25 protein-coding genes are annotated in these 24,603 nt (G+C 43.4%); 23 read left to right on the top strand and 2 right to left on the bottom strand.

Annotation, left to right across the window (positions count from 1 at the left end; genetic code table 11):
- Window positions 1–299: 299 nt before the first annotated feature.
- Window positions 300–1,196 carry a phosphate ABC transporter substrate-binding protein gene (locus ACG95_RS02420; RefSeq protein WP_047998976.1) on the top strand — a complete coding sequence of 299 codons (897 nt, stop codon included), beginning with the start codon at window positions 300–302 and terminating at the stop codon, window positions 1,194–1,196.
- Between the two features lie 51 nt (window positions 1,197–1,247).
- On the opposite strand, the gene ACG95_RS02425 is transcribed toward ACG95_RS02420, so the two are convergent.
- On the bottom strand, window positions 1,248–1,892 hold the full coding sequence (locus ACG95_RS02425) for a YigZ family protein (RefSeq protein ID WP_047998977.1): 645 nt from the start codon (window positions 1,890–1,892) through the stop codon (window positions 1,248–1,250).
- Between the two features lie 66 nt (window positions 1,893–1,958).
- On the opposite strand from ACG95_RS02425, the gene ACG95_RS02430 reads away from it, so the two are divergent.
- From ACG95_RS02430 to galU, 21 genes are all read left to right on the top strand, one after another.
- Window positions 1,959–3,308, top strand: coding sequence for an ATP-dependent helicase ComFA (locus ACG95_RS02430; protein WP_047998978.1), 1,350 nt, complete (start codon window positions 1,959–1,961; stop codon window positions 3,306–3,308).
- 106 nt (window positions 3,309–3,414) lie between these two features.
- Window positions 3,415–3,948: a ComF family protein gene (locus ACG95_RS02435; RefSeq protein WP_237756429.1), complete on the top strand. Its 534-nt coding sequence runs from the start codon at window positions 3,415–3,417 to the stop codon at window positions 3,946–3,948.
- Between the two features lie 132 nt (window positions 3,949–4,080).
- The gene (gene hpf, locus ACG95_RS02440) at window positions 4,081–4,647 is read left to right on the top strand and encodes a ribosome hibernation-promoting factor, HPF/YfiA family (RefSeq protein ID WP_047998979.1); all 567 of its coding nucleotides are present in this window, start codon (window positions 4,081–4,083) and stop codon (window positions 4,645–4,647) included.
- Window positions 4,648–4,929: 282 nt separating this feature from the next.
- Window positions 4,930–7,293: a preprotein translocase subunit SecA gene (gene secA, locus ACG95_RS02445; protein ID WP_047998980.1), complete on the top strand. Its 2,364-nt coding sequence runs from the start codon at window positions 4,930–4,932 to the stop codon at window positions 7,291–7,293.
- A 199-nt stretch (window positions 7,294–7,492) separates the two neighbouring features.
- A protein-coding gene (gene prfB, locus ACG95_RS02450) for a peptide chain release factor 2 (protein ID WP_173425500.1) occupies window positions 7,493–8,609 on the top strand; the annotation gives its coding sequence in 2 pieces (ribosomal slippage) (window positions 7,493–7,564 and window positions 7,566–8,609; 1,116 coding nt in all).
- A 186-nt stretch (window positions 8,610–8,795) separates the two neighbouring features.
- Window positions 8,796–9,596 (top strand): hypothetical protein, encoded by an 801-nt coding sequence (locus ACG95_RS02455; RefSeq protein WP_237756430.1) that lies wholly within the window; start codon window positions 8,796–8,798, stop codon window positions 9,594–9,596.
- Between the two features lie 29 nt (window positions 9,597–9,625).
- Entirely contained in the window at window positions 9,626–9,970 is a 345-nt protein-coding gene (locus ACG95_RS14690; RefSeq protein WP_237756431.1) for a PDZ domain-containing protein, read from the top strand.
- Window positions 9,971–9,975: 5 nt separating this feature from the next.
- On the top strand, window positions 9,976–10,701 hold the full coding sequence (locus ACG95_RS02460) for a response regulator transcription factor (RefSeq protein WP_047998981.1): 726 nt from the start codon (window positions 9,976–9,978) through the stop codon (window positions 10,699–10,701).
- On the top strand, window positions 10,694–12,094 hold the full coding sequence (gene pnpS, locus ACG95_RS02465; RefSeq protein ID WP_047998982.1) for a two-component system histidine kinase PnpS: 1,401 nt from the start codon (window positions 10,694–10,696) through the stop codon (window positions 12,092–12,094). Before ACG95_RS02460 ends, pnpS begins: the two co-directional genes overlap by 8 nt.
- Before the next feature lie 258 nt (window positions 12,095–12,352).
- Entirely contained in the window at window positions 12,353–13,228 is an 876-nt protein-coding gene (locus ACG95_RS02470) for a phosphate ABC transporter substrate-binding protein PstS family protein (protein WP_047998983.1), read from the top strand.
- A 10-nt stretch (window positions 13,229–13,238) separates the two neighbouring features.
- On the top strand, window positions 13,239–14,168 hold the full coding sequence (pstC, locus tag ACG95_RS02475; RefSeq protein ID WP_047998984.1) for a phosphate ABC transporter permease subunit PstC: 930 nt from the start codon (window positions 13,239–13,241) through the stop codon (window positions 14,166–14,168).
- On the top strand, window positions 14,158–15,042 hold the full coding sequence (gene pstA, locus ACG95_RS02480; RefSeq protein WP_047998985.1) for a phosphate ABC transporter permease PstA: 885 nt from the start codon (window positions 14,158–14,160) through the stop codon (window positions 15,040–15,042). The genes pstC and pstA overlap by 11 nt, the downstream gene beginning before the upstream one ends.
- Window positions 15,043–15,056: 14 nt before the next feature.
- Complete coding sequence (gene pstB, locus ACG95_RS02485) at window positions 15,057–15,866, top strand: phosphate ABC transporter ATP-binding protein PstB (protein ID WP_047998986.1); 810 nt, start codon at window positions 15,057–15,059, stop codon at window positions 15,864–15,866.
- 11 nt (window positions 15,867–15,877) lie between these two features.
- Entirely contained in the window at window positions 15,878–16,633 is a 756-nt protein-coding gene (gene pstB / locus ACG95_RS02490) for a phosphate ABC transporter ATP-binding protein PstB (RefSeq protein WP_047998987.1), read from the top strand.
- Window positions 16,634–16,645: 12 nt separating this feature from the next.
- Window positions 16,646–17,320, top strand: coding sequence for a phosphate signaling complex protein PhoU (gene phoU / locus ACG95_RS02495; protein ID WP_047998988.1), 675 nt, complete (start codon window positions 16,646–16,648; stop codon window positions 17,318–17,320).
- Window positions 17,321–17,422: 102 nt separating this feature from the next.
- Window positions 17,423–17,746 carry a PspC domain-containing protein gene (locus ACG95_RS02500; protein ID WP_047998989.1) on the top strand — a complete coding sequence of 108 codons (324 nt, stop codon included), beginning with the start codon at window positions 17,423–17,425 and terminating at the stop codon, window positions 17,744–17,746.
- A 15-nt stretch (window positions 17,747–17,761) separates the two neighbouring features.
- Window positions 17,762–18,127 (top strand): phage holin family protein, encoded by a 366-nt coding sequence (locus ACG95_RS02505; RefSeq protein ID WP_047998990.1) that lies wholly within the window; start codon window positions 17,762–17,764, stop codon window positions 18,125–18,127.
- Window positions 18,128–18,274: 147 nt separating this feature from the next.
- Window positions 18,275–19,219, top strand: coding sequence for an HPr(Ser) kinase/phosphatase (hprK, locus tag ACG95_RS02510; RefSeq protein ID WP_082137284.1), 945 nt, complete (start codon window positions 18,275–18,277; stop codon window positions 19,217–19,219).
- A gap of 21 nt (window positions 19,220–19,240) precedes the next feature.
- Window positions 19,241–20,089: a prolipoprotein diacylglyceryl transferase gene (lgt, locus tag ACG95_RS02515; RefSeq protein WP_047998992.1), complete on the top strand. Its 849-nt coding sequence runs from the start codon at window positions 19,241–19,243 to the stop codon at window positions 20,087–20,089.
- 16 nt (window positions 20,090–20,105) lie between these two features.
- The gene (locus ACG95_RS02520) at window positions 20,106–21,122 is read left to right on the top strand and encodes an NAD(P)H-dependent glycerol-3-phosphate dehydrogenase (RefSeq protein ID WP_047998993.1); all 1,017 of its coding nucleotides are present in this window, start codon (window positions 20,106–20,108) and stop codon (window positions 21,120–21,122) included.
- Between the two features lie 42 nt (window positions 21,123–21,164).
- On the top strand, window positions 21,165–22,082 hold the full coding sequence (gene galU / locus ACG95_RS02525) for a UTP--glucose-1-phosphate uridylyltransferase GalU (protein ID WP_047998994.1): 918 nt from the start codon (window positions 21,165–21,167) through the stop codon (window positions 22,080–22,082).
- Window positions 22,083–22,122: 40 nt separating this feature from the next.
- Here galU and ACG95_RS02530 read toward each other — a convergent pair whose 3' ends face one another.
- On the bottom strand, window positions 22,123–22,803 hold the full coding sequence (locus tag ACG95_RS02530; protein WP_047998995.1) for an EAL domain-containing protein: 681 nt from the start codon (window positions 22,801–22,803) through the stop codon (window positions 22,123–22,125).
- A gap of 325 nt (window positions 22,804–23,128) precedes the next feature.
- Here ACG95_RS02530 and ACG95_RS02535 point away from each other — a divergent pair, with 325 nt between their 5' ends.
- Window positions 23,129–24,556 (top strand): FAD-dependent oxidoreductase, encoded by a 1,428-nt coding sequence (locus tag ACG95_RS02535; RefSeq protein ID WP_047998996.1) that lies wholly within the window; start codon window positions 23,129–23,131, stop codon window positions 24,554–24,556.
- The last annotated feature ends 47 nt before the right edge of the window (window positions 24,557–24,603 follow it).

Here is a 24,603-nt window from a genome sequence, read left to right on the forward strand (position 1 = left end):
GTTTAAGTTGTTTTGGGACTTTCAACCTTTTGGTCCTAAATATTAAGGGTCGAAAGTTCTGCGTGCTTCGTTCATTCAACAGAACTTTACGGAAACAATACAATCTATTTACGTAATCGTTATTCGTAATTTACAAATAATCAGTAAGATAGGAATTGTTCCAATGCAACCAGCGAGCACAATCGAGCGAAGATGATGCTCAATCATAGCGCTAGTATTTCCTACCCAGAATTGCTATTACGATTGGCGACGGTGGTTGCTTAATTTTGCAAGTTAAACAAAAAAGGGGAGTTTCGCAGATGAAAAAAGTAGTGACACTTGGAGCATTGGCCGTAACGATGACCGTTTTGTTAGCAGGTTGCGGTAGTAGCTCAGCAACGAGTACTAAGAATACTAGTAGTAGCAGTTCGAAAACAACTAAGATTGTTGCCACTGGATCAACCGCATTGCAGCCATTAGTTGAACAGGCTGGTCAAGCCTATCAGAATGAACATGCTAACGTCACGATCAACGTACCGGGTGGTGGTTCCGGCGCTGGCTTGAGTCAAGTTGCGAAGGGCTCTGTTAACGTTGGTAACTCCGATTTATTTGCGCAAGAACAAAAAGGTTTAGACACTAAGGGCTTAGTTGACCATAAAGTTGCCGTTGTCGGGATGGCACCAGTGGTCAACAAGGATGCCGGCGTGTCTAACATCACAAAGGATCAACTAGTTAAGATTTTTGAAGGTAAAGTGACGAACTGGAAAGACGTTGGTGGTAAAGATGAAAAGATCACCGTCGTTAACCGTGCGCAAGGTAGTGGGACGCGGGCCACATTTGAAAAATGGGGCTTAAGTAACGCTAAAGTGGCCACTAGCCAGGAACAAGATTCTAACGGGACTGTGCAAAAAATCGTCAGCACAACGCCAGGTGCCATTAGCTACTTAGCCTTTTCATACGTTAAGAGCGACTTACAAGCATTGTCGATCGATAACGTTAAGCCGACGGAAGCAAACGTTGCTAATAACAAGTGGAAGATCTGGGCTTACGAACACATGTATACTAAGGGCCAACCAACTGGTGAAGTGAAGAACTTCTTAACTTACATGACTTCGAAGAGCGTTCAAGGCAGCTTAGTGGAGAAATTGGGTTACATTCCATTGACTTCCATGAAGGTCGACCGGGGACAATCAGGGACCATTACAACTTTAAAATAAATTATTAGGACTAAAAAAGTGTTCGGGATTTTCCGGACACTTTTTTGCGCGTTAATCTGCATTAGTAACGGGAATCTCAGTGAACTGTTCGCCTTGCTCAGCGAATTCCGCCTGACCACTCAACAGGTTAATAATGGCGGTTTGAATAGTGGTGACTTGCGTTTTAGTAACAGCGACTATCATGGTAACTTGAACATCATAAGTCGTATCAAGGACAAGCAACTGATTCTGTTGTAAATAGTAAGTCAGGGCATCAACGTTATGGTAGTCGATAGTGACGGCTAAGCGTGTCTGTAGCAGTCGCTGGACTTTGCCCACGTTTTGAATCGCTTGTGCAGGAGTGCCACTGTATGCTCTAATCAAGCCACCTGCGCCCAATTTAATCCCACCGAAGTAGCGAGTCACGACCGCTAAGACGTCATGTAGTTGATTGTTTTTAAGCACTTCTAAGATTGGTGAGTCAGCAGTGCCACTAGGTTCGCCGTCATCACTCATCCGTTGAATATGATCATCAGCCCCTAGCAGGTAGGCAAAGCAATGGTGATTGGCCTTAGGATCAGCGGCACGGACTTCAGCAATCTTAGCTTGAGCATCGGCTTCATCGGTGATTCGAAAGAGATGCGTGATGAAGCGTGATTTTTTGATGGTTTGTTCCCACACGAAATCGTCTGGAATAGTGTAGTACGGAGTTGTCAAAGGTGTCACTTCCTTTCATGAAATATGGCGTACTTGTCGTAATTACAATTATTAGGAGGTGTGCCGATGGATCCACGAGAATTATACGGGCGACAAGTTCCACTAACTGCAAGTGAAGCCGCGATGTTACCTGATAATTGCAAATTGCCAGCAATGCTAGTAACCAAGCAACTGGTACAATGTCTACGCTGTGGCAGTCAATTAGACCGAAAAAAAGCGCAATTACCACAACAGCAATTTTACTGTTACCAATGTTTGAATCTAGGACGCATCAGCACACTAACTCATCTCTATCATATGCCAGAACCGAATGATTTTCCAACTCGACCTGCTTGTACGTGGCAAGGACAATTAACCGAGCAACAAAAGGCATGTGCACTGACCATAAGGGAAAACTTTGAGGCCCGTAAACGTCATCTCTTATGGGCCGTTACGGGTGCGGGCAAAACTGAAATGCTGTTTCCAGGAATTACGTGGGCGCTAGCTCAGGGATGGCGGATTGCGTTAGCCTCACCACGCGTCGATGTTTGTTTGGAACTAGCCCCGCGTTTGCAGGCGGCGTTTGCTGACGCTAAAATTGCCGTACTACATGGTCGTAATCCGGAACCCTATCAGTACCGACAGCACACTATTTGTACCACTCATCAATTATTACGGTTTCGTGAAGCGTTTGATGTTTTGATTATTGATGAAGTCGATGCGTTCCCGTTTGCAGCCAATCCACGATTAGCATATGCCGTTAAGCATGCTGTTAAAGCGGATGGGGCGCTCCTATACTTAACGGCAACACCGAGCCAGGCCTTGCAGAAGCAAGTTCATCGAGGTGAACTTGGAATCAGTTATTTGCCATTGCGATTTCACCAGCACTTATTACCAACGATTAAAGTTAAATTGCAACCTAATTGGCAGCAATTATTACGGCGTGGTCAGTTGCCACGCTGTTTAGTGTGGAAATTACAGTTTTATTTAGACAAGCACCAGCGTTTTTTATTATTCGTTCCACGGGTCAAACAACTAGCACCAGTGCAAGCTGCCATCCAACATTATTTTCCTGAATTAGCTGGCTTAACGGTTCATTCCACGGATGCGGAGCGCTTAGAAAAGGTTCAACAAATGCGTGATCAAAAGATTCAGTATCTGGTGACAACAACTATCTTGGAGCGGGGGGTGACTTTTCCTGGAATTGACGTGATTGTCCTAGGTGCTGATGATGAGATCTTTTCAACGGCCGCCTTAGTTCAGATTGCTGGGCGGGTTGGTCGCAGCAAGGAGCGTTCCACCGGCTTAGTTTGGTTTATCTGTGCTAGTCATGATCGCAATATCAAACGAGCGCAGCGTCAGATTGCGTTAGTTAATCGGAAAGGGCGGCGACTGTTACGTGCAACTTTGTCTCCTCTGTCAACGGCCCATTCGTAAGCGGCTAACATTGCCGTGGGTGTTAAGCTGGCAACCGGTACAGCGGCCAATTGTCTGCCAAATATGTTGGTCCCAATTTACAATAATTAATCGAGCTACGGCCTGCATGGGCTGCGGTCGAGCGCAGACTCATAAGCGACTGTGTCAAGACTGTCAGCGTTGGCCAGATAATGGGACGTTTCATAATATCGCACTATTCACGTACAATGATGCCATGCACCGCTATTTTCAACAGTATAAATTTCAAGGTGACTATCAGTTACGACGTGTCTTTGCGGCAACGATGCAGCAAGCGGTAGTGGAACAAAACATTGACCGAGTACTGAGTGTCCCAGTAACACCGACGACGATGCAGACTCGTGGTTTCAATCAAGTTACGGGCTGGTTAGCGGCAGGGATGAATCAAACTGAGCTGTTCACCAAAGCTAAGTCTAAAGCAGTCCCACAGTCAAAGAAAGACCGCCAAGCTCGGTTACAGACTCCGCAGCCTTTTGAACTCACTACCGCAGTTGAATTAGCGGGCCAACGAGTACTATTAGTGGATGATATCTATACGACTGGTCGAACCATGCGACATGCAGCCGCATTACTGATGGAAAACGGTGCCAAGACTGTCACGGGGCTAACGCTTGCACGATAATTTTAATAGAAAGCGGCGTTTGGATTGTTTATTATAGCGCTTTCTATTATAATGAATTCAAGCAAAGTAATTAAAGAGTGGTCCTTTAGTTATTTTGATACACAGTAATGTGTCTGAAGGGAGAGAATATCTATGCTAGATTTTAATATTCGCGGTGAAAATATCGAAGTGACCCAAGCAATTCGGGACTATGTTCAAAAACGGGTGGGTAAATTACAGAAGTACTTTGACAATCAGGTTGATTCAACTGCCCATGTCAACTTAAAAATTCATCCAGACAAGACTGCTAAAGTCGAAGTCACCATTCCACTTCCCTATTTAGTTCTCCGGGCAGAAGAAACTTCTCCTGATATGTATGCGAGCGTTGATTTGGTTACCGATAAGTTGGAACGCCAAATTCGCAAGTATAAAACAAAGGTTAACCGTAAATCCCGTGAAAAGGGTTATAAAGCGATTGACTTTGCAGCGACTGATGAAACAGTTGCCGCTGCTGACAATGATCAGGACGATAAGTTAGACGTTGTACGCACGAAACGGGTGGCGTTAAAGCCAATGGATAATGAAGAAGCAATCCTGCAAATGGACATGCTAGGCCATGACTTCTTTATCTACGAAGACGCGGAAACCGACGCCATTAACATCGTCTATCGGCGTAATGATGGTCGTTATGGTTTGATTGAAACCGACGACAATCGCTAATTTTAAAAGTTAATTAATTAAGAACTGGTCATCTGACCAGTTCTTTTTTGGTCATCTTAACTAGTGCTATGATTGATGACCACTAGTCAGGATTAGATGGACGAATTGTGGTCGTAGTTTTAGCTGTGAAAATAAGTAAATAAACCGGTGAAGGTATCGGTTACATAGAGGCCTGTGGTTTTCATTACCCGTGAAAAATGGTAAAATGACAGATGGTATTTTATTTTGAAAAAACAATCTAAACTTAAAATCAAGAAATAGTTATTTGGAGAGGATACGTAAATGGCCAACATTTTAAAACGCTGGGTTGAAAGTGACAAGCGCACTATTCGACGGCTCGATAAGCTTGCTAATAAAGTTGAAGCTTATGCTGATGAATATGGCAAGTTAAGCGATGCTGACTTGCAAGCTAAAACCCCAGAATTTCGTGAACGATACAAGGAGGGCGAATCACTCGATGATTTGCTACCAGAAGCATTTGCCGCGGTTCGTGAAGGAGCCAAACGAGTATTAGGCTTATATCCATTCCACGTTCAAATTCTCGGTGGACTCGTGTTACATCAAGGGGACATCGCTGAAATGAAGACTGGTGAAGGGAAAACCTTAACGGCAACCATGCCAGTTTATTTGAACGCGATTTCTGGTCAGGGTGTTCACGTTGTTACGGTTAATGAATACTTATCAGCACGTGATGCAACTGAAATGGGTGACCTGTATAACTGGATGGGGATGAGTGTCGGGATTAACGGCGCAGAAAAATCACCAGAAGAAAAACGGGAAGCCTATAACGCTGATATTACCTACTCAACAAACGGTGAAATCGGGTTTGACTACTTGCGTGATAACATGGTTGTCTACCGTGAAGACATGGTTCAACGGCCACTTAACTTTGCAATTATTGATGAAGTTGACTCCATCTTAATTGATGAAGCTCGGACGCCATTGATTATTTCAGGGCAAGCTGACGGGACCACTGGTATGTACAAGCGGGCTGACCGTTTTGCCAAGACGTTGACCAAAGAGGAAGACTATAAGGTTGATCTTGAATCTAAGACAGTTGCGCTATTAGACGAAGGGATTCGTAAAGCTGAAAAATACTTTGGCTTGGAAAATCTTTACGATACTGACAACACGGCTTTAAACCACTATTTGGATGAAGCTTTACGTGCGAACTACATCATGTTGAAAGATAAAGATTACGTGATTTCAGATGGTCAAGCATTGATCGTTGATTCCTTTACTGGTCGGATCATGGATGGCCGGCGTTTCTCAGACGGGTTACATCAAGCGATTGAAGCTAAGGAACACGTCGAGATTCAAGAAGAAACCAAGACAATGGCTAACATCACTTACCAAAACTTATTCCGGATGTACAAGAAGTTATCTGGGATGACTGGGACGGCTAAGACGGAACAAGAAGAATTCCGCGAAATCTATAACATGGAAGTTATTACAATTCCAACCAACCGGCCAATGCAACGTGATGACCGTTCAGATTTGCTGTACCCAACTTTACAGAGTAAATTTAACGCCGTTGTTAACGAAATTCAGGAACTTCACAAAAAAGGTCAACCAATGTTAATTGGTACCGTGGCCGTTGAAACTTCTGAATATCTGTCACACCGTTTGGATGAAGTCGGAATCCCTCACGTGGTCTTGAATGCCAAGAACCACGCGAAGGAAGCTGACATTGTTGCCAGTGCCGGCCAACGTGGTGCCGTTACGATTGCCACCAACATGGCTGGTCGTGGGACCGATATTAAGCTGGGACCTGGTGTCAAAGAAGCCGGTGGTTTAGCTGTTATTGGGACGGAACGTCATGAGTCACGACGGATCGATAACCAATTACGTGGTCGTGCGGGTCGTCAAGGTGATCCTGGTATGTCACAATTCTACCTATCACTTGAAGATGACTTGATGCTGCGTTTTGGTTCAGAACGAATCAAGAATTTCTTACAACGGATGAACGTTGCAGAAGATGACGCGGTGATCCAGTCACGGATGATTACGCGCCAAGTTGAATCTGCTCAAAAACGGGTTGAAGGGAATAACTACGATTCTCGGAAGAACGTTCTTCAATATGATGATGTGATGCGTGCACAACGTGAAGTGATTTACGGTGAACGCCAACAAGTCATTATGGAAGACAAGACCTTGAAGCCAGTTATCATGCCAATGATCAAGCGGACGGTTGAACGTACGGTTCAATTGCATACGCAGGGCGATACCAAGGATTGGGATCTGAAAGCCATTATGGACTTTGCCCACGCTGCAATGGTCAAGGAAGATTCTATCAGTGAGGCTGACTTGAAGGGTAAGTCAACAGCTGAGATTGAAACTTACTTGATGGATCAAGTGGCTGCTATTTATGATGCTAAGGCTAAGCAACTTTACGATGCTGGTCAGATGTTGGAATTTGAAAAAGTTGTTATCTTACGAGTGGTCGATTCACATTGGACGGACCACATCGATGCAATGGATCAATTACGACAATCGATCGGTTTACGGGGTTATGGTCAGTTAAATCCATTAGTTGAATACCAACGAGACGGTTATCAGATGTTTGAAGAAATGGTCGCAGATATTGATTATGATACGACCCGCCTCTTCATGAAGTCCGAAATTCGCCAAAATATTCAACGTTAGTCATTGTACTAACCAGAGCGAGTCTGAGACCATGGTCTTGGGCTCGTTTTGCAATTACAATGAGATAAACATTAATTGAACTAGTCTTCTAAGTCAGTACTGGCTGACATTGAAATCAAGCAACCAGTAAAATGAATTGGGCTAAGCTAGTTATTGAATGATTAAATTAATAATAAATAAGTTGAAAGAAGGGTTCTTTGTGGAATTAGGCGAATATAAACACCTTATTGAAGAAATGCAAAGTGCTGTTGACAACTTTAGGGGGTCACTTTGACTTAGATGCCCTGAATGACAACATTCGCGAAAATGAAGCCCGAATGGCCGAACCTGGTTTTTGGGATGATCAAGCGGCGGCACAAGTAGTCATTGATGAGAATAACGCCCTTAAGGGAAAGTACGATGAGTTTCAAAAATTAGTCGATGAAGTTGGCGACTTGGCTGTGGGTTATGAGTTATTGAACGAAGAACCTGATGATGAGATGCAAACTGAGTTTGAAGCTGATTTTGAACAAGCCCAACACGATTTACAGCAGTACCGCTTGAACTTACTCTTGGATGGTCCTTATGATCGCAATAATGCTATCGTGGAAATTCATCCTGGTGCTGGTGGGACTGAATCTCAGGACTGGGGCGCCATGCTGTTACGGATGTATACACGCTGGGCAGCCACCCACAGCTTTAAAGTGGAAACGGTGGATTACCAAGCTGGTGATGAAGCTGGAATTAAGAGCGTCACCTTACTAATCAGTGGTCATAATGCGTATGGCTATTTACGGTCTGAGAAAGGGGTGCACCGCTTAGTTCGAATCTCACCATTTGATGCGGCTGGGCGACGTCACACTTCATTTGCAAGTGTTGACGTGATGCCAGAGCTAGATGATACGGTTGATATTGACATTCGACCAGATGAACTAAAAGTGGACGTTTACCGGGCAAGTGGTGCTGGTGGGCAACACGTCAACAAGACGTCATCTGCGGTCCGGATTACGCATCTTTCAACCGGGATAGTAGTGGCAAGCCAAGCCCAACGGTCACAGTTGCAAAACCGGCAAACGGCAATGAATATGCTGCGAGCTAAACTGTATGAACGCGAAGAAGAGAAGAAAGCCAAGGAACGGGCTGCAATTCAGGGTGAACAGATGGAGATTGGCTGGGGTTCTCAAATCCGGTCGTATGTCTTCCACCCGTATACGATGGTTAAGGACCACCGAACAAATTACGAGTCTCATGATGGGCAAGCAGTGATGGACGGGGCGTTAGATCCATTTATTGATGCTTACTTGCAGTGGCGATTAGCACAACGTAATCCACAATAATTAGATAAGTAAATACTAAGCTGACTTACCATTCGATGGGTCAGCTTAGTATTTTTTTGATTATCAGTCTTATAATATAGGGATATAAAGATGACAATAGTAAAAGTAGGTCGGTGTAATCGGCGTTGGTCTAAAGTGGTAAAAATGCTATACTAATTTCATAGTTTAACGTTAGGGGTCACGCAGATGCAGGTATGGAAGATTTTTGAATTATTTTTATTGCAACCACTACTTTGGGTAGGGTTGCTCCGCAATTACATAGTGGCTAAACGGCGAGTCAACTATGAACGTCATCATTTTGACAGTGCCATCAACGCGCAGTTAGTTGAAGTACGACACTTTTTAATGGATGGTTTTTTACTAGGTGTCTTAATGACGGTGATTAGTCTTGGCTTAGGATTAGTAGTCTCACCGATTTGGGTTGTGATTTACGAAACGCTGGCCATCATTAGCCTCGTTATCATTCCGGGTGCTTTAGTTCCAGTGACGATTTTTGGCCTGAGCTGGTTAGTATACTGGCTAATGAGTCCACAATTAACGTCGGTTGGTGGTTTATTACAACGCCATGGTGTTGTAACGACAAGCATGAGTGGCAACCTGATTGTTAATGGGTTAATTCTGTTGGCAATCATCATTGCAACGGCAGCTATTATCTTACGATGGCATGACCACCAAGGACAATCACCCCAGCTACAGCCGGATCAACGGGGTAAAAGATTAGTTCGTTATCAGTGGCAACAGTTACTGGTATTGCCAGTAGGTGTCTTAATTCCAGGCGATTGGATTCACACCACGTTGAGCTGGTGGCCTGTTTTTACAGTTGGTGAACGTTCGTTTAGTATTCTGTTGCTACCATTGTTAGTTGGTATCAGTGCGCGAGTCTACAAGCAGTTACCACAATTAGCATGGCGGCAATTAGCATCGCGGTTGAGTTGGGTTGCACTGGTGAGTGTGGTCTTAGCCGTTGTGGCTCGGTTGCAGTGTTAAGTCCTCAGTGGTTATTAGGACTTGTTGTAGTGGTCGTGGTACTAACCTGGATTATTATTGCCCAACATCGGTATCATGATCGGCATCAACAGTTCAGATATGCGGATACAGAGCAGGGCGTTCGGGTAATTGGCTTACGGCCAAACACGCCGGCTGATAAATTGAATATTGATTTAGGCGACGTAATTTTAGAATGTAATCGTCAGCCAGTCAATACTGAAGCACAGTTTTATGCGGCCTTACTAAAAAGTCCGACATACGTGCATTTGAAAGTACGTAATCGGCAACAGGAACTAATTATTACTGAAACGGCCATCTATAATGGTGCACCACATGAGTTAGGAATTGTGTTATTCACTGATCAGGAGGGTTAAGGACCATGGATAAGATCTTAGTGGTAGATGATGAGCCAGCCATCGTAACGTTATTATCTTATAATTTAAAGCAAGCGGGCTATGAAGTTGCTACGGCAACGGATGGGGAAGCTGCGCTTGCACTGGCATCGGAACAGGATTTCACGTGTATTCTGTTAGATTTGATGTTGCCGAAATTAGATGGGATGGAAGTAACAAAGCGGTTACGCCAAGAAAAGGTACGAACACCAATCATTATTGTTACAGCCAAAAATGATGAGTTCGATAAGGTCTTTGGTCTCGAATTGGGTGCGGATGACTACATTACCAAGCCATTTTCACCACGTGAGGTCTTGGCGCGTATCAAGGCGGTTATTAGAAGAACGGCTCCTGATGAAGCTGTATCGGTAGCACCAGTTACGCCAGCGCCGGCTAATCGAGCAATTACGTTAATCGGTGATTTGCGAATCGATCAAAATAAGTACCGGGTGACCCGTAATGGTCAGAATATTAGTTTGACCCCGAAGGAATTCGAGTTACTCGTTTACTTCGTTGAACGCGATGGGCGGGTACTGAGTCGTGATGCGATTTTAAATCATGTTTGGGGATATGATTATGCGAGTGAAACGCGAATCGTCGACATCCATATTTCGCATTTACGTGAAAAGATTGAAGTAGATCCTAAGCACCCCCAACTGATTCGGACGGTGCGGGGATTTGGCTATGAATTTGTGGGTGACAGCCATGCATAACCGGTGGCAACAGACCGTACGATTACTCGTGTTAGAGAACGTGCTAATCACGTTGATCGTACTTTTTGTGCTACAACGATTCTCGCCGATTACGTGGTCAGCGGGATTGATTGGATGCCTAGTGTTAGCGCTACTTGTTCTGGCAGTAGTTGAAGGTGTCGTCGTATGGGTCCAACAGACGGAACGACAGAAGACGATTGATCGGATGGAGGCCAAACTCCGACAGATGAGTAGTCAACAATTCCCACCGCATATTCTGTTGCCCCAGGCTGATCCGCTATATAGCTTAGCGCAAGCGGTCAATCAGTTAGAGAGTTATCAAAAACATCAGACGCGGCGAGCTGAGTTACAAGAAAAAGAATTAATGATGATTATGCGTTACCTTCCCGTGGGCGTGATGGTGATCGATCACCGTCGGCAAGTGCAATTGTCCAATCCAGCGATGAGTGAACTTTTACAAGGGTCAATCAACACGGTTGCCCATATTTATACGAAGGATATTCAACTGTACGCGTTGACTAAACTGATTGAGGATACGATTGCGACCCAATCTAATCAGCGTGCAACGGTGACGTTAACGCCCGCACCGAATACACAAGTAGTTGAAGCATCGACCGTCTATATTCAAGGGAACCGGGCGCATTACCAGATTGTGCTGATGTTGTATGATATTACCGAAGTTTACATGATTGAACAAATGCAGGATGACTTTGTCAGCAATGCGAGTCATGAATTAAAAACACCAATTACTGCAATTGCTGGGTTTACGGAGACCTTGCTCGGGGGTGCGAAGGATGATCCGGAGACGTTAGATCAATTTTTACACATTATTGCAGATGAGAGTCAGCGACTGATTGACTTGATCCAAGATGTCTTATCATTGTCACGAATTCGGGCGCAAAATACAACGAAATTGGCGCTTAAAACCGTGGTCGTGCGAGACCTAATTGATCAAGAATTGGCTGTGGTTCAGCAGGCTGTTGAACGTCAACAACTGACGGTTGATAATCAAGTTGAAGCGTCTTTGACGGTGACCAGTGACCCGCAAAAGTTAAGTCAAGTTATCAAAAACTTGTTAACCAATGCGATTAAGTACAATCGGGCTAATGGTAAAGTAACGCTCACTAGTACGATCAGTGAGCAACACTGGTCGTTAATTGTGACCGATACGGGTATCGGCATTAGTGCTGATGATCAGCAGCGGATTTTCGAGCGCTTTTATCGAGCTAGTCCATCGCGATCTCAGCAGTTAGTTAGCGGTACGGGGCTCGGACTGGCGATTGTGAAAGAATTAGTTGGCGCACTTCATGGCAACATTACCGTTACTAGTCAACGGGGAGTTGGGACCACGATGACGGTAACGTTTCCCTTAGCGGAATCAAAGTTAGCCTAAAACACACCTTCTCATTAAGTTAATTAACTTAATGAGAAGGTGTGTTTTTTTGCCTATAGCCGTATTCCATGGTTAAGTTTTATTGGTAATATCGCTAGGTTATAGTCATCAGCGCCATTTAATTGGTGATTTTAGACGGTTAAACGGGGCAAAGTTAAAAATAAATGGACGTTTACACAATCTTTACAAAACCCATATAAAGCATTTACACAAACTTAGTATTATTAGAGATGAGCAATGGGTAGGAGGTATCTTTATATGAAGAAAAGTCGGGTCATCCAATTACTGGGCCTGATCGTTATCGTTGGGCTAGTTAGTTTTGGTTACACACATCGTGATCAGACTAGCGCTAGTGAGTCAATCACCGCTGTTGGGTCAACTGCATTACAGCCATTAGTTGAAGCGGCCGGTGAACAATATAGTAATAATCATACCGGCACTTTTATCAATGTACAGGGTGGCGGGTCAGGTACTGGTCTAAGTCAGATTCAATCTGGTGCCGTCGCTATTGGTAATTCGGATATTTTTGCAGAAGAACAGAGTGGTATTGATGCTAGCAAACTGATCGATCATCGCGTCGCAGTTGTTGGTATCGCACCAATTGTTAATAAGCAAGTCGGGGTTACTAATTTATCACAACAACAATTAATTAAAATTTTTACGGGTAAGGTGACTAATTGGCGTGAGGTTGGCGGAAAGAATCTGCCAATCACGTTAATTAACCGGGCTCAGGGTTCTGGGACACGGAAAACCTTTGAAAGTTACGCACTTAAGGGACAGAAGAGTGCTGATTCACAAGAACAGGATTCATCTGGGCTAGCTCGTTCAATCGTGGCAAGCACGCCAGGAGCAATCAGTTACGTGGCCTTTTCATACCTTGATAAGTCAGTACAGACCGTTTCGGTTGATGGTGTCAAACCAACAGAAATGAATGTGCGTAAAAATCAGTGGTATATCTGGTCTTATGAACATTTGTATACGGGCAAGCATCCGAGTGTGCTCACCCAACAATTTATTGATTATATTTTATCAACCGCTGTTCAACAAAAATTGATCAAACAGTTAGGTTATATTTCGGTCCATGATATGCAAGTACAGCGGAATGCGACCGGTAAAATTTCAATCGTGAAATAAGGAGGAGCGCATGGATAAAATTCGAGAGAGTTTATTAAAAAAATCAGTGGCTAGTAAAATTGAACGCCGCGGTAAGGCGATTAGTTTGCTATGTCTAGCTTTAATCGTCGGGATTGTCTTTTTGATCTTTTACTTTGTGGCATCACGGGGATTGGCAACTTTTTTCCAAAATCACATTAATGTCTGGCAGTTCTTCAGTGGAACCCAGTGGAATCCGGGGACAACCGGTACGAATGGTCAACCAGCTGTGGGTGCTTTACCAATGATTGTTGGGTCATTCTTAATTACGATTTTATCCGCATTGATTGCAACGCCGTTTGCAATTGGTACGGCCGTATTTATGACGGAAATTTCGCCACGCCGCGGGGCACGAATCTTACGGCCCGTTACGGAATTACTAGTCGGAATTCCATCGGTCGTGTATGGGTTTATTGGGTTACAAGTCGTAGTGCCATTTGTTCGTAATACGTTTGGTGGCAGTGGTTATGGGATTCTATCTGGGACATTCGTCCTGTTTGTCATGATCCTACCTACTGTGACTTCAATGACAGCCGATGCGTTAAACGCTGTGCCACGTTACTATCGCGAAGCTTCATTGGCACTGGGCGCCACTCGTTGGCAGACGATTTATAAAGTCGTTTTACGAGCAGCCGTACCTGGTATGTTGACTGCCGTCGTATTTGGGATGGCGAGGGCCTTCGGGGAAGCATTGGCTGTTCAAATGGTAATTGGGAACGCAACCTTGTTACCACATAACTTAGTGTCGCCAGCAGCTACCTTGACTAGTATTTTGACGATGGGAATCGGGAATACGGTAATGGGTTCGTTGCAAAATAACGCACTGTGGTCATTGGCGATGATCTTACTGTTGATGTCATTATTCTTCAACTTGGTTATTCGCTATATTGGACGGAAGGGGAAATTAAGCCATGAACGCTAAACGCATTGATAAAATTGCTACCGGTGTCCTTTACGCCGTGGCGGCCTTCGTGGTCATTATTTTAATTGCCCTGTTAGGATATATCCTAATTCAAGGGGTGCCGCATATTTCGTGGCATTTCTTGACGTCGCCAGCGTTGGCCTTTGAAGCGGGTGGGGGAATTGGCATTCAATTATTCAATTCTTTCTACTTATTATTCTTAGCACTCTTGATATCATTACCAATCTCGTTAGGTGCTGGGATTTACTTAAATGAATATGCACCACAAAACACTTTAACGGGACTAATCAGAACGACGATTGAAATTCTTAGTTCATTACCTTCAGTGGTGGTTGGGTTGTTTGGTTATTTGTTCTTTGTTGTCCAATTCAAACTTGGATTTTCAATCTTATCAGGCGCCTTTGCATTGACGGTCTTTAACCTGCCTATCTTGACGCGTAGTATTGAAGACGCGCTTGCTAATATCTCGGACAATCAACGAGAAGCCGGTTACGCTTTAGGTCTATCACGGTGGGAAACAGTGACTAAAATTGTCGTCCCCGCTGCGTTACCAAGTATTATCACTGGGGTTGTTTTGAGTGCCGGTCGGATTTTTGGGGAAGCCGCAGCTTTGATCTATACAGCAGGTCAAAGTGCACCCGCCCTTGATTTTGGTAACTGGAATCCGTTTGATATTAGCAGTCCGCTGAGTCCGTTACGACCAGCTGAAACACTGGCTGTGCATATTTGGAAGATTAACTCAGAGGGGATCATGCCCGATGCGAAGGCTGTGTCAGCTGGTGCTTCCGCAGTATTGATTATTGCGGTCTTACTCTTTAACTTCTTAGCACGCTGGCTTGGCAAACGTCTATACAAACATTTAACCGCTGAATAAAGGAGGCCGTTTCAATGGCAGATAATTCAATGATGACCGATCAACGTAATATTATGAAGTTTGATCCGAAAGACCATGAAATCGCGCTTTCGACCGAAGATTTGCATGTCTACTATGGCAAGTCTGAGGCACTTTCAGAAGGTGACTTACAGTTTGAACGTTATAAGATCACGGCGCTAATTGGGCCATCTGGTTCAGGTAAATCAACTTATTTACGTTCTTTGAATCGGATGAATGACCGGATTGCCAACGTCACAGGTAAAATTATGTATCGTGGCTTGGATATTAATAGTAATGACATTGATGTGTATGAGATGCGGCGTCATATTGGGATGGTTTTTCAACGACCTAACCCATTTGCCAAGTCAATTTATGAGAATATTGCGTTTGCATTGCGCCAACGCGGTGTCAATAATAAGCAAGAGCTTGATGAAATTGTTGAACAATCATTGCGACAAGCTGCAATGTGGGATCAAGTGAAAGACGATCTTAATAAAAGTGCGTTGGCGTTATCAGGTGGGCAGCAGCAACGGTTATGCATTGCGCGCGCTATTGCGATTAAGCCGGATATTCTCCTATTGGATGAACCAGCCAGTGCCTTGGATCCAGTGTCAACGAGTCAGATTGAAGATACATTGTTGGAATTAAAACAGAACTATACCATTATTATTGTGACGCATAACATGCAACAGGCGTCACGAATCAGTGACTATACGGCGTTCTTTAATCTAGGTAAGGTCCTAGAATATTCGGAAACGGGCGATATTTTCACGAATCCACAAGTTGATTTAACCAATGATTATATTTCCGGTAATTTCGGATAGGAGGACCGCTAATGAGCACGATTTTAACGACTGAAAATTTATCCCTTTTTTATGGTAAAAAAGAAGCATTAAAGGGCATCAACATGGAATTTGAAGACAAAGGGATCACGGCGTTAATTGGTCCTTCTGGTTGTGGTAAGTCGACGTTCTTACGTTGCCTAAATCGAATGAATGATTTAATTCCTAACGTAACCATTACTGGCGAAGTTAACTTTAATGGGCATAACATTTACGCCCCAACCATGGATACGGTACAATTACGTAAAGAAATCGGGATGGTTTTTCAGCAACCAAACCCATTTCCGTTCTCAATCTATGAAAACGTGGTGTACGGTTTACGTTTAGCGGGTGTACGTGATAAGGAACAATTGGATGCCGCTGTTGAAAAGAGTCTCAAGCAGGCTGCCATTTGGGATGAAGTGAAGGACCGGTTGCATGCTAACGCACTCTCATTATCAGGTGGGCAACAGCAACGGGTTTGTATCGCTCGGGTGTTAGCAGTAGAACCAGATATTATTCTACTAGATGAGGCAACCAGTGCGTTGGATCCCATCTCTAGTCGGCTAATTGAAGAGACCCTATTGAAATTACGTCACGATTACACTATCATAACTGTTACGCATAACATGCAGCAGGCTTCACGAATTTCTGATCGAACAGCGTTTTTCTTGAATGGTGAATTGATTGAAGCAAACGATACGAAACAGATTTTCATGAATCCGGTTAAACAAGAAACCAACGACTATATTTCAGGCCGATTTGGTTAGGAGGAAACAACCATGCGACGACTTTTTGATGATGAACTAAATGATATTGATGCTAATTTCACAGAAATGGGAATGATGGTTAGCGAGACGATTGAGAAGGCTGTAAAGGCCTTTATTGATCATGATCGTAATCTGGCACAAGAAATTATTGATAATGATTCGAAGATTAACCATCGTGAGGTGGATCTAGAACAAAAATCTTTTGAAATGATTGCTTTGTACCAACCCGTTACGTCTGATTTACGGGAAATTGTGACTATTTTGAAAGCTGTTTCTGAGCTAGAACGAATGGCTGACTATGCTCGTAATATTGCTTACGCGACGATTCGGGTTAAGGGTAACGTTCGGGTGCCTGAGATTGAAGCAGACCTGTCCGAGATGGGGAACCGTGTGCGGAAGATGGTCGAAGACATGTTGGCTGCTTACGTCAAGAGCGATGATCAGGCCGCACGTCGAGTTGCAGCTAAGGATGCCAAAGTCGGTGAAATGTACGACAGAATCAACGAAAAGGGTATTTCAAAGATGGAACGGCACCCCGAAACGGTAATTGGTTCAACTGATTATTTAAATGTTGCAACGTATCTGATGCGGATTGGTGCGTTAGTCACTAATATCGGTGAATGGATCGTTTATTTAAATACGGGTGAAATTATTGAGTTAAACCCTGAAAGTTCCAACTTAGTATAACTAATCATAAATATTCTTTTAAGGCCGGTCGTCTAATTTGCAACCGGCTTTTACTATTAGTAAGATATAGTTAAACAAATCCTAATTTGAGGTGTTTAACTTATGAAAACAACAACTAAACAAAAACTAACTAAATCTAATAATCGAATTGTCGCTGGTGTTCTTGGGGGTATTGCAGAATACTTGAATTGGAACGCAAACGTTTTACGGGTGCTTTTTGTCATTTTAACCGTAGCCTCACACGGCTTTGGAATTTTGTTATACTTATTACTGATGACAATTATTCCTAGTAAGCCAGAAAATACGGGTTTCTTTGAACAGATGCGCCGTAGTAGTACAGGTGCGCAGGAACAACCATCACAAAAACACGGCCGTAAAGCGATTCATAATGTCCATGAAGAAGATGAACCACGGCACCAAGATTAATGGAGTGATAAAAAAGTGGGTTTTTGGAAACGAATTTTAATTAATACGGTCCTATTTATTGCGATTGCAGGTTTCTTTCAGAGTAGTTTCTACGTGGCAAATGTGTGGGTGGCATTAATAGCAAGTTTCGTGTTAGCTATTCTAAATGCAGCTATTAAGCCATTTCTGATGCTACTCTCATTACCAATCACGTTATTAACACTAGGTCTGTTTAGTATTGTGATTAACGGATTTATGTTACAGATGACGTCTTTCGTTGTTGGTAAGAGTAACTTTGGCTTTTCCAGTTTTGGAATGGCAATTGTCGTTTCAGTATTATTGTCATTAGCTAATGTGATTGTTTCTAATTTTTTCGCTAAAGGTGGCCGCGATGGTGAATAAAGCGCTTTAAAGTGCTAAGATTAGAAGATAGGAATAATCCGTTTTCAGTCATAAAAGTGTGGAGACTTGAAAAAGTGGTGTCATAACACTACCGGACAATGTCGGCCGCACTTTTTTTCATAACGGAATGATTTAGGAGGGATTCTTTTGGCAGGAAGTGTAACCGTTGCCGATTTAGTGAAAAATACGCGTTTAGAGGTCTACCACGGCGCGGAATTGTTAGATAATAAAGATGTAACCACTAGTGATATTTCACGTCCAGGCTTAGCCCTAACCGGGTACTTTAACTATTATCCACGTGAGCGGGTCCAACTGTTAGGTAAAACTGAAACCGCTTATTCAAAGAATATGAGTCATGACGAACGCTTAATGATCTTCAGAAAAATGTGTCAATTAACGACACCAGCATTTGTAATCTCAACAGGGTTGCCAGTACCAGATGAACTGGTACAAGCCGGTCAGGAAAATAATGTCCCAATTCTAGGGACTAAGATGACTTCTTCACGCATTTTAAGTAACATGACGAACTACCTAGAAGGTAAGTTGGCTGAACGTCAGTCAGTGCACGGGGTCTTAGTAGATATCTATGGCTTAGGGGTACTGATTACGGGTGATTCTGGTGTTGGGAAGAGTGAAACGGCACTTGAACTTCTCAAAAGAGGCCATCGCTTAATTGCCGATGATCGTGTTGATGTTTACCAGCAAGATGAACAGACATTAGTTGGTGAAGCACCAGCTATTCTTAATCATTTACTAGAAATTCGTGGGATTGGGATCATCGATGTTATGAACCTCTTTGGCGCCGGTGCTGTCCGTCAAGACACGGATATTGATCTAATCGTTCACCTTGAGAGTTGGACGCCTGATAAGCAATTTGATAGACTAGGAAATGGAGAACAGAAGCGGAAATTCTTTGATGTTGAAGTTCCTGAAATCTCGATTCCAGTTAAGACTGGGCGTAATCTAGCCATTATTATTGAAGCTGCGGCAATGAATTTCCGCGCCGAAAGTATGGGCTACGATGCGACTAAAGTCTTTGACAATAACTTGAACAATTTAATTAAAGAAAATTCTGCGCACGATTCTCACTAGTAATAAGGAGATGGCAACAGCGTGAATACTGTTTTAGGGGCACTTAACCCAATTGCATTACGATTGGGACCGATTCAAGTTCATTGGTATGGGGTAATTATCGCCAGTGCCGTTGTGATTGCGGTGGCATTAGCGGTTCAAGAAGGCCAAAAACGGGGGATTCGGCCTGATGACATTTATGACATGATTCTATGGGCCCTGCCGTTTACACTGATTGCTGCGCGTGCGTATTACGTCGCCTTTCAGTGGTCGTATTACAGTCAAAATCCGGGTGAGATCATCCGGATTTGGGATGGTGGCATTGCCATTTATGGTGGCCTGATTGGGGCCGGAATTGTGGTGTTCTTATTCTGCCGTTCTCGATTTATCCCGACCTGGTTAATGCTCGATATTGCCGCACCAACGGTTATTATGGGGCAAGGTATCGGTCGTTGGGGTAACTTTATGAATCAGGAAGCCTTTGGCCGTGTGACGAGTCTCAGCTTCTTACAAGGCTTACACTTACCGAACTGGCTAATTGGTCAGATGTACATTCAGGGTGCTTACAGGCAGCCTACGTTCCTGTATGAGTCGGTATGGGACATATTGGGATTTGTGCTGTTAATGGTTACTCGGCACAAAGCAAACCTATATAAGCAGGGCGATGTCTTCTTGGCTTACGTGGCGTGGTATGCCTTTGGTCGTTTCTTCACTGAAGGGATGCGAACCGATTCACTCATGCTGTTTAATGTGATTCGAATTTCACAAGCATTGTCAGTTGTCCTATTCCTTGGTAGTATTGGATTATTGATCTGGCGACGTCATCATTATCCAGATAACCGGTGGTACTTAGCCGGCTCTGGTCAGACGGCAGTCACAGAAAATAAGTAGATTAGAGGGTTTTTGAATGACAGAAAAAATTGCCGTTTTAGGTGCGGGCTCTTGGGGTAGCATTTTGGCAAACTTACTGGATAGAAATGGTAATCAGGTGCGACTCTGGTCGTATTCACCAGACCAAGTCACGGAACTGAATACGCTACATACGAATAAGCGTTACGTTCCTGACTTTCACTATTCAGAATCACTCACGGCCTACTCAGATTTAGCAACGGCTGTTGAGGGTGCGGACGTGATCTTGTTTGTTGTTCCTACGAAGGCTATTCGCAGTGTTGCTCAACAAGTTACGGCTGTCTTACAGCGAACCCAGGCCCATCCGGTGATTGTTCACGCTAGCAAAGGGTTGGAACTTGGAACTCACAAACGACTTTCGCAAGTATTAGCGGAAGAAATTCCGGCAGAAAACCGCCAAGCCATCGTGGTCTTGTCTGGTCCTAGCCATGCGGAAGAAGTTGCACGTGAAGACATTACTTTGATTACGGCAGCGAGTGAGAATGAACCAGCTGCTAAGTTGGTACAACGGCTCTTTATGAATGATTATTTCCGAATCTATACGAATACCGATGTTATTGGTGTTGAACTAGGCGCGGCCTTGAAAAATATCATTGCACTTGGAGCTGGTGCCCTACACGGCCTAGGTTATGGTGACGATGCGAAAGCAGCATTGATGACCCGGGGCTTAGCCGAAATCAGTCGTCTGGGAGTCGCTCTTGGCGCCAATCCATTGACCTTTATCGGGTTATCCGGGGTTGGCGATCTGATTGTAACGGCAACCAGTGTTCACTCACGTAATTGGCGTGCGGGTAACGAGCTCGGTGCGGGTCAAAGTCTTAAAGATGTTATTGAGACGATGGGAATGGTTATTGAAGGTATCCCATCAACTAAAGCTGCTTACGAACTTGCACAACAACAAAATATCGAAATGCCCATCACAGAAGCCATTTATGATGTATTATATAATAGTGCTGACATCAAACAAGTGATTCCACAATTGATGCAGCGCGAGGGGAAACCAGAGATTCAATAAAAGATTCCAGACTAATTTCACTAATTCTAGGAGGATTATCACATGTCAAAAGTTAGAAAAGCCGTTATTCCAGCAGCTGGTTTAGGGACCCGTTTCTTACCTGCTACGAAAGCAATGCCTAAAGAAATGTTACCAATCGTTGACAAGCCAACGATTCAATTCATTGTTGATGAAGCACGCAAATCTGGTATTGAAGACATTGTTATCGTTACTGGTAAGAGTAAGCGTAGTATCGAAGATTATTACGATTCTAATCCAGAACTAGAAGACAACTTACGTGCTAAGCATAAGGAAGAAATGCTGAAGCTCGTTCAAGAAACGACTGATATTAACTTATACTTTATCCGCCAATCACACCCACGAGGTTTAGGTGACGCTGTTTTGACCGCCAAAGCCTTCGTTGGTGACGAACCTTTCGTTGTAATGTTAGGTGATGATTTGATGGAAGACAAGGTGCCATTAACGAAACAATTAATGGATAGCTATGATAAGACCCATGCATCAACGCTAGCCGTTATGAAGGTTCCTCACGAGGAAGTTTCTAAGTATGGGGTTATCAATCCTGAGAGTGAAAAAGAACCCGATCTATACAATGTTAATAACTTTGTAGAAAAACCAACTCCTGAAGAAGCCCCAAGTGACTTAGCCATCATTGGTCGTTACTTGTTAACACCAGAAATTTTTGAAGTACTTGAAAATCAAAAACCTGGTAAGGGTGATGAAATTCAATTAACGGATGCCATCGATACCTTAAACAAGACGCAGAGAGTGTTTGCGCATGAATTTAAGGGAACCCGACATGATGTTGGTTACAAATTTGGTTATTTGAAGACCACGATTGAATACGGTTTAACTCATCCTGATGTTAAGGATGATTTACGTGAGTATATCAAGGACTTAGGTGCTGAATTAACGAAACAAGATAGTACGCCTAAAACCAGTAAAAAAACGACTAAATAGAACAAAAAAGCAAGACTGCGATTTCGCAGTCTTGCTTTTTTTAACGATCAGCTTTTAACTTGAACAGATGTGGCTTGCCATAATAATAGCCCTGTCGTAAAGAGATATTAAGGTCATCAGCCATTTGATCCTCAGCGTCGTTTTCGACCCCTTCCAGAATCAGGCGAACATCGTATTCTTGTGCAATGTCACGCCAAAATTTCAGTTGAATAGGAATTTCGTTTTCGCGATCTTCAGCACGGAAATTTTGCATGGCAAATTTAATCTCTTCGGCGGAGTTTAAAAGCGGTTTAATGTGATCGTACACGTTAATACCAGTGCCAACGTCATCAATGCTGAATTGGAGTCCGTTAGCCTTGTATTTGTCAATCTGTTGCTGCATTTCAGCCAACGTATAGCGATCCTCGTCAGTTTCTTCAGTCACTTCAACAATAACTTGTACGGGAAATAATTGTTTTTGAGCAGCGATAACAGCAGCTGCAATCGCATCATTTAAAAATTGCTTGCGGTTAAAGTTAATTGAAACGGAGCCGATTTTAAGGGCTAGTTCACTCGCTGTTGCTTTCAATAAGTCAACTTGAACATCGATAGGGATGTTATCAAAGCTTTCTGGGAGTGTCCAGCGATCGGTATCACTAGTGCGGTATCGAATCAGCATCTCATAACCAACGAGTGAGTTATTAAATTTATTTAACTGTGGTTGAATAAAGTAACGATACATGGCGGACTCCTAACTTGTATTAATTCATAGATTCTTCACTAATTTATACTATACCAAATAATGACCTAGGGAAACTATTTGGAGTCGAATATTTATTGGTGATTGATTAATTAAGCCTAATTATTAGCATGTTAGCAGTAAAGTAGAATACTTTGAGGCAGATAGACGATGACTGTCCTGATGGTGTAGCTAATTGAGCGTTATCGCTTTTTATTGTTGACACATACGTAAACTGTGACTAGAGGTTATTGTTGAGCTAAGGCAATAATAATGGTTATAATAGTATTATGTTTAAATATATGAAAGTATTGGTAGGGGAATTTAAATGAAAATTGTGATTGTTGGTTGTACACATGCAGGAACTGCCGCTGCGGTCCAAGTGTTAAAGGATCATCCAGAAGCCTCAGTAACGATTTACGAACGTGATGATAATATTTCATTCTTATCATGTGGAATCTACTTATACCTAGGTGGGAAAGTTAATCACTTAGAAGACATGTTCTATTCATCACCGGCCGACTTAACAAAGTTGGGTGCCGTCATTAAGACGAAACATAATGTGTTAAAAATTGATGCCAAACAGAAGTCACTTCAAGTTGTTGACATGACGTCTGGACAAGTCTTCGATGATACTTACGATAAGTTGATTATGACCACGGGTTCTAACGTGGTCGTGCCGCCAATTTTTGGTATCGATGAATCGAAAGTACTCTTGTGCAAAACGTACCAGCAGGCGCAGGAAATCTATCGCACTGCTGAAGGCAACAAGCGGATTGCTATTATTGGTGCTGGCTATATCGGGACGGAACTTTCAGAAAGTTATGCTAACACGAACCATGAAGTGACGCTATTCCAGTCACATGATCAAATCCTGAATAACTATATCAGTAAACCCATGTCGGATCGAACGGTTGCACTACTTGAGGAACACGGTGTTAAGGGTTTGTTGAACCATAAGGTGACGGCATTTACGGGCAATGATGATGGTGAGTTAGTGATCGAAACGACCCAGGGAGACTTCACCGCTGACCTTGCAATTGTGGGGACCGGATTTGTTCCTAGTACTGAGCTTTTGCGCGGACAAGTTGAGATGGATCAACATGGGGCCATTATTATTAATGACTATGTCCAAACGTCGGATCCAGATATTTATGCGGCGGGGGATTCATGCGTGGTCAATTTCAACCCAACTGGTCGTTCGGCGTATACGCCACTTGCGACAAATGCAGTTCGACAGGGTGCGTTAGCTGGAATCAATGTGTTTGGAGATCTGCAGCGCTACATGGGGACGCAGGCAACTTCTGCAATGCAACTATTTAATCACACGCTGGCTACAACGGGGTTAACGCTAGCAATGGCGCACAAAGCTGATATTCCCGCTGAGCAAGTGACTTATCAGGGCAACTGGCGTCCAGACTACATGCCAGATACGGATCTGCTGACGATTGAATTGATCTATAACCCAGAAAATCGCAAAATTTTAGGTGCACAATTTCTGAGCGCCCACGAAGTTGCACAATCGGCTAATGCCTTGTCAATTGCGATTCAAAATGGCAATACGATTGATGATTTAGCGTTTGTTGACATGCTCTTTTCACCTAACTTTGATGAACCGTTTAATTACTTGAATTTAGTGGCCCAAATGGCGATTGAACAAGAACGACAAGCGGAACGTCATCAACCACGGATTACGGCGTATGGTGATTGGGCCAAACAGAATGATCAGACGTTGCAAGCGGAAAATAAAGTCTAGTCTTGAAACTAAGGGCTCAGCGAATACGATTATAGGGTTATGACCTA

Origin of the sequence: Lactiplantibacillus herbarum (assembly GCF_001039045.1) — a bacterium.
GTDB classification, from domain to species: domain Bacteria; phylum Bacillota; class Bacilli; order Lactobacillales; family Lactobacillaceae; genus Lactiplantibacillus; species Lactiplantibacillus herbarum.